The organism is Maribacter sp. UBA3344 (genome assembly GCF_002362375.1).
GTDB lineage: Bacteria > Bacteroidota > Bacteroidia > Flavobacteriales > Flavobacteriaceae > Maribacter > Maribacter dokdonensis.
This window is the reverse complement of the sequence record NZ_DERI01000010.1, coordinates 138488-150188: the sequence shown is the minus strand read 5'-3', so window position 1 is coordinate 150188 and position 11701 is coordinate 138488. Positions and strand designations below refer to the sequence as shown.

Here is an 11701-nt window from a genome sequence, read left to right as displayed (position 1 = left end):
TCCGGAGAACCCGTTGTTCACTGCGATCTGGTAAGCACTAAGTCCATCTTCACCGTTAGCACCCGCTGCTCCAGTTGCACCTGTAGCTCCGTCGTTTCCGTCTGTACCTTCGAGACTGGTAAGCCATTCCGATTCCGTTCCGGAAAACCCGTTATTCACTGCAATTTGGTATGCGCTAAGTCCATCTTCACCGTCTGCACCCGCTGCTCCGGTTGCACCTGTAGCTCCGTCGTTTCCATTCGTTCCATCTGTACCTTCAAGGCTGGTAAGCCATTCCGATTCCGTTCCGGAGAACCCGTTGTTCACTGCAATCTGGTATGCGCTAAGTCCGTCGGCGCCCGTTGCTCCGGTTGCTCCGGTTGCTCCGGTTGCGCCTGTAGCACCGTCGTTTCCGTCAGTTCCGTCTGTTCCGTCAGTTCCTTCAAGGTTGGTAAGCCATTCCGATTCCGTTCCCGAGAATCCGTTGTTCACCGCGATCTGGTATGCACTAAGTCCGTCGGCGCCTGCCGCTCCAGTTGCGCCTGTAGCACCATCATTTCCGTCACTTCCTTCAAGACTGGTAAGCCATTCCGATTCCGTTCCGGAGAATCCATTGTTCACTGCTAATTGATATGCGCTAAGTCCATCTTCACCGTCTGCACCTGCTGCACCTGCTGCACCATCATTTCCGTCAGCACCATCTGTACCTTCAATACTGGTAAGCCATTCCGATTCCGTTCCCGAAAACCCGTTGTTCACTGCAATTTGGTATGCGCTAAGTCCGTCGGCGCCATTCTGTCCTGGTAAACCTTCTGCGCCAATGTCTCCTTTTTCCCCTTTAAGGCTGGCAGCATTGGGAGATGTGAACGTTGAACCATCATTTGCAGTTAATGTAAACGATCCATCCTCATTATCTATTATTGAAATATTGTTTGTTGATTCTTCACATAAACTTATCCACTGAGTGCCATTGTATGTATAAATACATCTATTGTCAATATTATATACAAGTGCACCGTTAAGGGGACTTATATTCAACATTTGTGAATTTGTAACTCTTGTTAAGACAAGTACTTTTGTGTTGCTTTCAAGTTCTAAGAGAGAGGAATTATCTATGGAATTCACTTCGTCCCCTATTTTGACCTGTGCAGAGGCGAAACTAGATATTAAAAAAAACAACAATAATTTGTAGGTAAGACTTAAATGCATAGCGTTTGTTTATTTCGCTAAGAACATTAATATTAAGGTCTTATGTAATAAAATGTTGTAAAATGTAGGAAAACACCTATATAAATGTATTAATCTGTTGTAGGAATTTAAAAATTAACGGTCACACCCATAGTGCCTGGACCAAAATTTAAGTTCCAACTGACCAACTTCTTTTGGTCGTTGTACTTTTGGTCATATTTTTTGTCCAAATATCTGTCTATGGATTCTACTGTTGCAATACTTATGACAAAAGCAAAGACCATATCGCTCAACCAATGTTGACCGTCCCAAACACGTGAAATACCAGGTATTGCTCCAAGGGTGTAAATTCCTGCTTTTACCCATGGACTCTTAAATTGCTTACCTATGGCATATGCATTCGTAAATGCAAGTAGTGCATGTCCAGATGGAAAAGAATGGAAATTTCTGCTGGAGTTAAATGGATCAAAAGTATCCTTGCCTAGATCGGCGAGCGGTCTTGCTCTGCCCACGACCGATTTTAAGACCTGCTGTAATAATCCGGCAGAGGTGGCTGAGGATATCAGTAGCACACCGGTTCTTCTTAGTTTTTCGTTCTTGGTTATTAATCCCACAGCATAAACACCAGAAGTTGCCATGTAGTTGTTTGACGGGCTACCATAAAATTCTCCATAATCACGAATTACTTGGGGTACTCCTTCCCTGTTATTTCTAATAAACCTAGAGGTATCATCATCTGCTAAATATACCAAAGCTGTACCGCCAACGACCGCACCAAATTGAGCCCATTGATTTCCTTCCCAATGTAGAGGTCTTGTATAAGAATATCCCACACCTTGAAACATGGTGGCAATATCATACTTGAACATATTCCATCTTGTTTCAACAGAATCTTTACTGGTTTCTTGTGCACTTAATGAAATACATAAAATAAAGCCTAAAAGGATCAATAATTTTTTCATGGTGCAAATTTAATGGGTTGGTCGTTTAGAATATAGTGAAATTAGAACAATGTTTGATCCTATTACTATTGAAAAGGCATTAAAAATATAGACGCTGTGCTATTCTAAATGTATTTGCATGGGCATTTACAATAATCTTGATATCTGGAGAATAACCACCACCCATGCTGCATTGCACAGGTATTTTTAGTCTATGGCAGGTGCTTAGAACAAACTCGTCCCGTTTTTTGCATCCTTCCAAAGTCAAACCTAAAGTTCCTAACTTGTCACTTTCAAGAATGTCTACGCCACATAGATAAAAGATAAAATCTGGTTGTATATTTTCAATTAGTTGAGGTAATTCTTTCTTTAAAATAGAAAGATAGGTCTCGTCGTTGGTTCCTTTAGGTAGGGCAATATCAAGGTCAGATTCTTCTTTTTTGAACGGGTAGTTACCGGCTCCATGCATGGAGAACGTAAAAACCGATTCATCATTTTGAAATATTTCTGCCGTTCCGTTGCCTTGGTGCACATCCAGATCAACAATGAGAATTTTTTTCGCCAGCCCTTTATTCAGTAAATACCTTGCGCCAATAGCCTGGTCGTTCAGCATGCAAAAGGCTTCACCATGGTCGCTATAAGCATGGTGGGTGCCACCGGCAATATTCATGGCAATGCCATTTTTCAATGCATATTCACAACCTTTTATGGTACCATCGGCAATAATACGTTCTCGTTCCACCAGTTCTTCCGATAGCGGAAAACCTATTTTCCGTGCCATTTTTGGCGAAATCATAATGTTCAATAAATCATAGAAATACTCAGGATCGTGTACCGCTACAATATGCTTGTCATTTGGTATTTCTGGCTCAAAGAAATTAGCCACGGTACATGTGCCTTCATGAATAAGTTGCTGTGGTAGCAGTTCATATTTTAGCATTGGAAACCGGTGCCCTTCTGGCAATGGATGTTTGTAAATAGGATGATAGGCTATTTTTAGCATTACATTTCTATTTGTGAAGCTTCAATTGAATTCGTTTTCTTGAAACATCAACATCTAATACCTTTACAATAATTTGTTGGTGTAAATGAACATGCTCGTTAACATCTTTAACGAAGCTGTCCGAAAGATTTGAAACATGGATCAATCCGCTTTCTTTTATACCTATATCCACAAAACACCCAAAGTTGGTAATGTTGTTGACAATACCTGGTAGTAATTGCCCACTGTGTAGATCGGTGATCGATTTAATAGTTTGGTCAAAGGTGAACACTTTTGCCTTTTCCCTGCGGTCCAGTCCAGGCTTTTCAAGTTCTGAACGAATATCCTCCAAGGTGGGTAGTCCAACTTCGGCGGTGCAATATTTTTGTAGGTCTATGTCTTTAAGGAGCGTTTTGTTGCCAATCAAGGAAAGAATTTCGGTTCCTTTATCTTTTGCCATTTGTTTTACGATACCGTAACTCTCTGGGTGAACGGCAGAATCGTCAAGCGGATTTTCAGCATCTTTAATACGTAGAAATGCCGCCCCTTGTTCAAACGCTTTGCCGCCTAAACGAGGAACATCCATAATATCTTTTCGGCTTTTAAAAGCTCCTTTTTCCTTTCTTTGGCTTACAATATTCTCCGCTAATTTAGGACCAATACCAGATACATAACTTAATAGTGAAACACTGGCAGTATTGATATTTACGCCGACGGAGTTTACACAACTTTCAACTACCGTATCTAACGAAGTTTTTAGCTTGTTTTGGTCTACATCATGTTGGTATTGCCCTACACCAATAGATTTAGGGTCTATTTTTACCAGTTCCGCAAGTGGATCAGCCAAACGCCTGCCAATAGAAACGGCGCCACGTACGGTAACATCATAATTGGGAAACTCTTCTCGCGCAATTTTAGATGCGGAATAGATGGAGGCACCAGCTTCGCTCACTACAAAAACTTCAACGGGATTGTTGAATAGTACTTTCTTTACAACTTGTTCCGTTTCTCTTGACGCTGTGCCGTTGCCAATGGCAATAGCTTCAATTTTATACGCATTTGCCAATGAGCTTAATTTTTTGATAGCTCCGCCAACATCGTTTTGTGGTGCATGTGGGTATATGGTTTCATTGTGTAGCAGATTGCCTTGGGCATCTAAACAAACCACTTTGCAGCCCGTTCTAAAACCAGGATCAATGGCAAGTATACGTTTTTCTCCCAAAGGAGCGCCCAATAATAATTGTCTCAGATTATTGGAAAATACAGCAATGGCATCATCGTCTGCTTTTTCCTTTGCCGCTTTTAAAAGTTCGTTGGATAAAGAAGGAAACAATAATCTCTTATAGGCATCTGCCAAAGCCATTTCAATTTGTTGGGCACAGGCATTATTTGTTTTTATAATTCTGTTTTCTATTCGGTCTAATAATCGTTCATCATCCAATTCAATTTTAACCCGAATGAATTTTTCAGATTCTGCACGAAGTATGGCTAATAATCTGTGTGACGGACATTTGTTCAAAGGCTCGCTCCAATCAAAATAATCTCGGAATTTCTGTGCCTTTTCATCATCTTTTTTTGTGCCGATCACTTTGGTGTTAATAATAGCAAATCTTGCTAATTGAGATCTGATAGACGCTCTAATATCAGTTCTTTCATTGATCCATTCAGAAATAATATGGCGTGCACCTTCTAAAGCATCATCTTCATTTTCAACAGTATTGCTAAGGTATTTAGATGCCGTAAACTCAATATCATCATTACGTTGCGCCATAATGATTTTTGCCAAAGGCTCTAGTCCGTTTTTACGTGCAACTTCGGCTTTTGTTTTTTTGCTTTTTTTGAAAGGCAAATAAAGATCTTCTAATTGGGTAAGATCTTCTGCGCGCTCAAATTTTTGTTGTAGTTCTGTTGTAAGTACGCCTTGCTCATCAACTGCCTTTATAATTGCTTTTTTACGTTTTTCAAGCGCTTCAAATTGTTCCTTGAATTGAACAATGGCTCCCACTTGTACTTCATCTAAATTGCCGGTTTTTTCTTTACGGTATCTTGATATAAAAGGTATGGTGCAATCGGCATTTAAAAGCTCAATGGTATTCTGTATTCCTTTTTCGGGCAGTTGGGTGTGTTTAAGTATAAAGGGCAGTAATTGCATGTAAAATCGTTTAGAACTTTTAAAAATACCCATTATTAGGTATTGAAATCAAGGTGTAGACCTATTTATCTAAAAACAAAAAGCTTTGGTGATTAACCAAAGCTTTTAATGATATATTCTGTTTGGTTTAATTAATGGTCAATCCATTACCAACTCCATCCTCGTCAGGATTTACAAATACCAATTTTCCATCGGCATTTTCTGTCATCAAAATCATACCTTCGCTATCAACACCACGCAATGCTCTTGGTGCTAGGTTGACTAACACCGTTACCTTTTTACCAACAATTTCTTCTGGTTTAAAGCTTTCTGCAATACCGGAAACTATGGTTCTGACATCTAATCCGGTATCAACCTTAAGTACTAAAAGCTTTTTGGCCTTCGCCATTTTCTCAGCTTCGATAATGGTACCTACACGCATATCCAATTTAGAAAAATCATCAAAGGTAATCGTATCTTTTTGTGGCATTACTTGTTTGTTTTCGTTCTCGTTCGCTTTTTTGGTCGCTTCTAACTTATCTAACTGAGTTTGTATTTCAGCATCCTCAATTTTTCTGAAAAGTAATTCTCCTTTATTTATTTGATGCTCAGGTTTCAATAATGCTTCTTTATTAGAAACATCGTTCCAGTTAAGACTTTGGCTACGCTCAGTCCCCGAAGAAGATAGATTTAAAATATTCTTCAATTTATTAGATGTAAATGGTAAAAATGGCTCACTTAAAACAGCTAAACCTGCAGCTATTTGTAAAGCTACGTTCATAATTGTTTTTACGCGTTCTTCATCTACCTTAATGACCTTCCATGGTTCTTCATCGGCTAAATATTTATTCCCCAAACGGGCAAGGTTCATTAATTCCTGACCAGCTTCTCTAAAACGGTAGCGCTCAATAGAAGTTGAAATGATTTCAGGGTATTTTGATAATTGCTCAAGTGTTTCTGCATCAACGTTGGTTAAACTACCTGTAGCTGGTATTTTGCCATCATAATATTTGTTGGTCAGTACAACTACCCTGTTAATGAAATTACCTAAAATGGCAACTAATTCATTGTTGTTACGTGCTTGAAAATCTTTCCAAGTAAAATCATTATCCTTTGTTTCCGGTGCGTTTGCTGTAAGTGTATAACGTAGCGAATCTTGCATTTCTGGAAAATCCACTAAATATTCATGTAACCAAACCGCCCAATTTTTAGATGTAGAAAGCTTGTTTCCTTCTAAGTTCAAGAACTCGTTTGCAGGAACGTTTTCCGGTAAAATATAGCTTCCTTCTGCCTTTAGCATGGATGGGAAAATAATACAGTGAAAAACAATATTATCCTTACCTATAAAGTGCACCAATTTAGTGTCTTTATCTTTCCAATACGGTTCCCAGTCTTTTCCTTCACGAGCAGCCCATTCTTTGGTAGATGAAATATATCCGATCGGGGCATCAAACCATACGTATAATACTTTTCCTTCTCCGCCTTCAACAGGTACCGGTATACCCCAGTCTAAATCCCTGGTGACAGCTCTTGGCTCTAAGCCACCATCGATCCAAGATTTACATTGACCGTAAACATTTGGTTTCCAATCGTCCTTATGCCCTTTTAATATCCAATCTTTAAGAAAATCCTCATATCTGTCCAATGGTAAGAACCAGTGTTTTGTTTCTTTGGTGGTAGGTACTGTTCCGGTAATGGTCGACTTCGGATTTATTAAATCCGTCGCATTTAAACTTGACCCACAATTTTCACACTGATCACCGTATGCCTCTTCATTTCCACACTTTGGACACGTACCTATTACAAAACGATCAGCTAAAAATTGCTGGGCTTCCTCATCATATAATTGGGCTGTAGTTTCCTCTATGAAGTCTCCTTTCTTGTAGAGTGTCGTAAAGAAATCCGATGCTGTTTTGTGATGAACGGGAGCAGAGGTTCTAGAATAATTATCGAATGTAATACCAAAATCCATAAACGATTGCTTAATTATTGCGTGGTATTTGTCAATAATATCTTTTGGGGTAACGCCTTCTTTTTTAGCTTTCATTGAAATGGCAACACCATGTTCATCGCTACCACAAACAAAGGCGACATCTTTACCTATTGATCTTAAGTAACGGGCGTAAATATCTGCAGGCACATAAACACCGGCCAAATGACCAATATGAATTGGACCATTTGTGTAAGGTAGTGCTGCAGTAATCGTATATCTAGAGGGTGATTTAATATCGGACATCAAAATAAATTAAGCCACAAAAATACTGAATTTGCTGGGAGAATTACTAATATCCGAGCAATTGAAATTATCGTCCTAATGAAACTATGGTCAATATAGGATTGGTAAGTGAAGTAAATATTAGGGAGGTTACTGATAAATATACTAAAACGAATAAAAAAAAGTTCTATTGTAAGAAAAAACTTATTTTTTAACTAAAATATATAAGCTATGGCAGTTGGTGATTCAAAAAAACTAAAGCTAGATAAAAGTTTAGAAAAGTTAGATATAGAAGGAAAGAGCGTTGAGAAAAACATTAAGAATGTGGCTTTGGTTCACAAGAACAAAAACCATAGGGTTATTAAAGAATTAAGATTTGAATCTAAGATGAACAATTCTAAACTTACATAAAAAAAGCCCTATTTACATGTTGCAAATAGGGCTTTTTCATTTGTGGGAAACAAACTAGGCTACCATAACAGATTTACTCATCTTTTGATTCTGTACATTGATTCTATAGATGTATTTACCTGTAGATAACTGTTCGGGCATGCGCTCTCGTATATTTATTTCTGTAGAACCTTCTAACATCATTTCGTTGAAAACGGTGCCTACTTTCTGTCCTAAAATATTATAAAGTTGAATATCTACGTGTGCAGAAAAGGGCATTTCTAGGTAGATATGTGGTGTTTGATCCGTAGGGTAGAATGGTTTATGTACCACAGCGTTCAATAAATCTGGAGTTATAGGTGTTTCGGCCTCTTCCCCTGGCGGTACCGGTGGCGTTACTTCACCATCACTGTAAGCTATATCTGGAAATGGTTCTCCACTACAACTAAAACCTAAATCTACCGGAACATAGGGTTTGTAATTCAATAAATGTGCCTCTACCAATGGAATGTCAACGCATAGCCACTCTGCTAATACCGTGGCGTACAGATCTCTAAAATCCATTGTATATTCTAAATTACCTCTTCCGTCCGGGTCATCTAAAGTGGGATGGTCACCTACAAAAGCACTACCGTTTAAGCCTGATCCAAAGAACAATGTTGGTGTGGCCTTACCGTGATCGGTACCATTAGAACCATTCTCGAAAATACGTCTACCAAATTCAGAAAAAGTCATGCTTAATACTTTATCATCTTGTTGAGTAAATGCAATATCTTCATAGAAGTTATTTACGGCTACAGATAAGTTGGTCATTAAACGTGCATGTGCCTGTGGTTGATTGCCATGGGTATCAAATCCTCCCATAGAAATCATATAAACCTTAGTACCCAAATTACCTTTGATCAATCTTGCTATAAGAGCCAGTTGGCGGGCAAAACTATTATCTTGATATTCAACTTGGTTTTGTCCACGTGTGTAAGCGTCGTGAATAATGCCTGAATATTCATAGGTTGTATTGGCAACACCTCTTAAGAACTTTAATTGATCACCGTACATACAATTGTTGAACAAAGTATCTTCTAGACCATAAACTACACCAGATTCGGCTATTTCTTCTAATTGGTCCACATTTGAGGTGACAAAGGCATAATTGGTTTCGTCTCCTTGAAAGACCAAACTACCGAATTGTCCAATTTGAATGGCAGCAGGTGCTGCTGGCGGATTTACTAAATAATCTGGGTAAATACTTTCAAAGTGCCTACCCATCCAACCAGTATTTAGTCCACTAAAACCCGTAGTTTCTATGTCTGTATTGGCAAAAATATCTGAACCTGTAAAGTGTGATAAACTTTGACCTTCATATCCTACACCATGAACAGCTTTAAACTGACCTTGATCCCACATTGGGGCAATGGAATTCATATAGGAAGGAACACCAAATTCATCGGTCAATTTAAGTACTTTACTTTCTGGTATATATATGTTGGGTCTTGCATTTGCGTAACTATCATATTGTTCAATAGGAATAACGGTGCTTAGCCCGTCATTACCGCCAGATAAGCGAATAAGTATTAGTATATTATCTGTTTCCGCGCCCGAAATTGCTGCAGACAATGCAGATGGGGCAGAAGCTGAAAGCATGTTGGAACCTAACATCATTGAGCCTGATCCCGCAATGCCCATTGCTTGTAAAAAAGAGCGTCTGCTCCATGTTTTATGTTCTTCATCATGACCTTCGTGATGTAGGCCTTTAAATGGGGTATGGTGTGTATTGCACATAGATGTAGGTGTTATTTTAATTGAAACTCAGGTTGTCTCGCTAAATATTGAAAAAGTAGATATACTTGAAAAGGTGCTTGTGGCCAAGTGGCCAAGGTCCAAGATTCTTGGTTGCCACCTTCATAATACACATCTTCAACATCACTCCTGAAAATTGTAAACGCTTTGGCATATTCATCTTCATTTAAAAGTCCTTTGGAGAGAATAAAATCGATTATTAGCCTTGCAACTTCATCTGGGTTAGAACTGGTTAAGCCTGCATTACCGGATATTTCTAAACCAAAAGACCTAAATTGTTCATTATCGGCCATGTAGAAATTCTCTAAAATACTCTCTATGGTAAGCCATCTCCCGATCATAAAATTAGTGTTGATCCAAGATCGGTCTCTTTGCCAACCGGCAACATCAAATGGTTCAAATATCTCTTGACTTAGCAATGCGCTATAATTTACCATTTCGGCTACATTGGTATCGGTATAGGCAAAACCAGATTCGTTGAGTGTGTTAAAATAGAAATCTACAGGGCTCTTTATAATAACCCCAATAGCTTCATCGTCAAAAAAATGTTGACTCTTGAATAAAAGTCTTAGAACCGGTGCTAGTTCAAAATCATTGGAAACAAAGGTAGCTGCCATGCCATCGATTATAACTTGTGCGTTATTGGCATCATCCCTAGAGTCTGGGTGAACAAAGAATTCGTATAGTTTTCTACAAATAAATTCGGCTATTTCAGGAGCCCTTTGCTCAAAAAGAATATTGATGACATCATCATAGCCCCAATTACCTGTTTGGCCCAAAATGGTTTTACTACCGGCATCGTGCTTGGTAGCATCAAAGGCTACTGGAGAACAACCAATTTCACCACGTTCTACATAACCGCTCAAAGCCTTGGCAGTTTCAATAATATCTTCTTCCGTATAAGCGTTGCCCTCACCTAAAGTAAAGAGCTCATACAACTCCCTTGCATAATTCTCATTGGGGTTGTTACCGTTGTTATATACACCATCTAGATAATACAACATGGCATTTGTAAGCCCTATTTCTCTGGTAAAGGTTCTAAAATTACCTATTGAGTTTCTTTGTAAACATTCTATATATTCATATAAATAGGAGTTGCAGTTATACACCTCTAATTCCGTAACAAAATGGTTACTCCAAAAAAAGCTTAACCTATCTCTTAAATTATTGTTCAACAAGCTATTGGCATATGCTAGCTGAAACTCGTTCTTCTGTTCTCTCTTTAATTGATTACTGGCATCATCATCTTCAGGATAATTGGCATTGGTCCATGTTGCCCAGGTAGGAGCAGTTATCGTGGGCATATTCAACGCTTCATCAACCAACTGATCAACCAAGGTGCCGGCATTTTGTCCCGTAGCTTGGTCTATAGTGGCGACAGAGGCGCTAAACCCTAATCGTCTATATAAATGAGATGCTCTAAGCTGGTCTAAATTAGCTGTATACGGAGCAAGAGTAGAAGTATTACAATTAATGAAATATTCCATAGTCTTAAAATAGGCATTTGTATTACGTTCGTAGAGTTGGGGCTTCTATGCTAAACGTTTCGAAATTTGGTATAGTATTTAAAACTATCTATTTTCGATAATCTGAAATCAAATAACGAGAATTATCCTTATAATGGCGTCGAAATTCCTATATTTTCGATGAATTGCACAATTTGAGCACTACTACATGGGAAAACATAACGAATTTGGAAAGGAAGGAGAACAATTAGCGGTAGACTTCCTTATAAAGAATGGGTATGTCATTTGCTACAAAAATTATAGGTACTTAAAGGCGGAAATAGACATTATCGCTAGAAAGGATGATGTGCTGGCCATTGTTGAAGTCCGATCAAGAAGCTCAGATTTTCTAGAGAATATTGCTGAAACGGTTACACCGAAAAAAATAAAACTATTGGTCATGGCAGCTGACCATTATGTTAACGAGAATAATATGGATGTTGAGGTTCGATTTGATATTATTACCATCCTTAAAAATACCAAACAATTTCAACTTGAACATATAGAATCTGCATTCTTTCATTTTTGAATAATCTACTTAATTAGTAGATTTATATAAAAACATTTTGTTTT

General features: G+C 38.5%; 8 protein-coding genes and 1 pseudogene. 2 read left to right on the top strand and 7 right to left on the bottom strand.

The window, feature by feature from the left end:
* The 5 genes and pseudogenes from B2Z27_RS07595 to metG all read right to left on the bottom strand — a co-directional run.
* A pseudogene (locus tag B2Z27_RS07595) lies at positions 1 to 1188 on the bottom strand (hypothetical protein); the annotation flags it as partial.
* A gap of 107 nt (positions 1189 to 1295) precedes the next feature.
* Complete coding sequence (locus B2Z27_RS07590; RefSeq protein ID WP_286813215.1) at positions 1296 to 2129, bottom strand: phosphatase PAP2 family protein; 834 nt, start codon at positions 2127 to 2129, stop codon at positions 1296 to 1298.
* 79 nt (positions 2130 to 2208) lie between these two features.
* Positions 2209 to 3111, bottom strand: coding sequence for a histone deacetylase family protein (locus tag B2Z27_RS07585; protein WP_286813214.1), 903 nt, complete (start codon positions 3109 to 3111; stop codon positions 2209 to 2211).
* A gap of 7 nt (positions 3112 to 3118) precedes the next feature.
* Complete coding sequence (locus B2Z27_RS07580) at positions 3119 to 5242, bottom strand: Tex family protein (protein ID WP_286813213.1); 2124 nt, start codon at positions 5240 to 5242, stop codon at positions 3119 to 3121.
* Positions 5243 to 5369: 127 nt separating this feature from the next.
* Positions 5370 to 7457: a methionine--tRNA ligase gene (gene metG / locus B2Z27_RS07575; RefSeq protein WP_091607392.1), complete on the bottom strand. Its 2088-nt coding sequence runs from the start codon at positions 7455 to 7457 to the stop codon at positions 5370 to 5372.
* Positions 7458 to 7667: 210 nt separating this feature from the next.
* Here metG and B2Z27_RS07570 point away from each other — a divergent pair, with 210 nt between their 5' ends.
* Complete coding sequence (locus B2Z27_RS07570) at positions 7668 to 7847, top strand: hypothetical protein (RefSeq protein ID WP_074671451.1); 180 nt, start codon at positions 7668 to 7670, stop codon at positions 7845 to 7847.
* 54 nt (positions 7848 to 7901) lie between these two features.
* Here the strand turns inward: B2Z27_RS07570 and B2Z27_RS07565 are convergent, their stop codons facing one another.
* Both B2Z27_RS07565 and B2Z27_RS07560 read right to left on the bottom strand, forming a co-directional pair.
* Positions 7902 to 9605 carry a DUF1501 domain-containing protein gene (locus B2Z27_RS07565; RefSeq protein WP_058104146.1) on the bottom strand — a complete coding sequence of 568 codons (1704 nt, stop codon included), beginning with the start codon at positions 9603 to 9605 and terminating at the stop codon, positions 7902 to 7904.
* Between the two features lie 11 nt (positions 9606 to 9616).
* The gene (locus tag B2Z27_RS07560; RefSeq protein ID WP_286813212.1) at positions 9617 to 11110 is read right to left on the bottom strand and encodes a DUF1800 domain-containing protein; all 1494 of its coding nucleotides are present in this window, start codon (positions 11108 to 11110) and stop codon (positions 9617 to 9619) included.
* A gap of 187 nt (positions 11111 to 11297) precedes the next feature.
* On the opposite strand from B2Z27_RS07560, the gene B2Z27_RS07555 reads away from it, so the two are divergent.
* Positions 11298 to 11657, top strand: a complete 360-nt coding sequence (locus B2Z27_RS07555; protein WP_286813211.1) for a YraN family protein — start codon at positions 11298 to 11300, stop codon at positions 11655 to 11657.
* The last annotated feature ends 44 nt before the right edge of the window (positions 11658 to 11701 follow it).

What these genes read in the sequence shown, in the direction of transcription:
- B2Z27_RS07565 (WP_058104146.1), bottom strand. Translation starts at nt 9,605, where the DNA reads ATGTGCAATACACACCATACCCCATTTAAAGGCCTACATCACGAAGGT.
- B2Z27_RS07585 (WP_286813214.1), bottom strand. Translation starts at nt 3,111, where the DNA reads ATGCTAAAAATAGCCTATCATCCTATTTACAAACATCCATTGCCAGAA.
- B2Z27_RS07560 (WP_286813212.1), bottom strand. Translation starts at nt 11,110, where the DNA reads ATGGAATATTTCATTAATTGTAATACTTCTACTCTTGCTCCGTATACA.
- B2Z27_RS07580 (WP_286813213.1), bottom strand. Translation starts at nt 5,242, where the DNA reads ATGCAATTACTGCCCTTTATACTTAAACACACCCAACTGCCCGAAAAA.
- B2Z27_RS07570 (WP_074671451.1), top strand. Translation starts at nt 7,668, where the DNA reads ATGGCAGTTGGTGATTCAAAAAAACTAAAGCTAGATAAAAGTTTAGAA.
- B2Z27_RS07590 (WP_286813215.1), bottom strand. Translation starts at nt 2,129, where the DNA reads ATGAAAAAATTATTGATCCTTTTAGGCTTTATTTTATGTATTTCATTA.
- metG (WP_091607392.1), bottom strand. Translation starts at nt 7,457, where the DNA reads ATGTCCGATATTAAATCACCCTCTAGATATACGATTACTGCAGCACTA.
- B2Z27_RS07555 (WP_286813211.1), top strand. Translation starts at nt 11,298, where the DNA reads ATGGGAAAACATAACGAATTTGGAAAGGAAGGAGAACAATTAGCGGTA.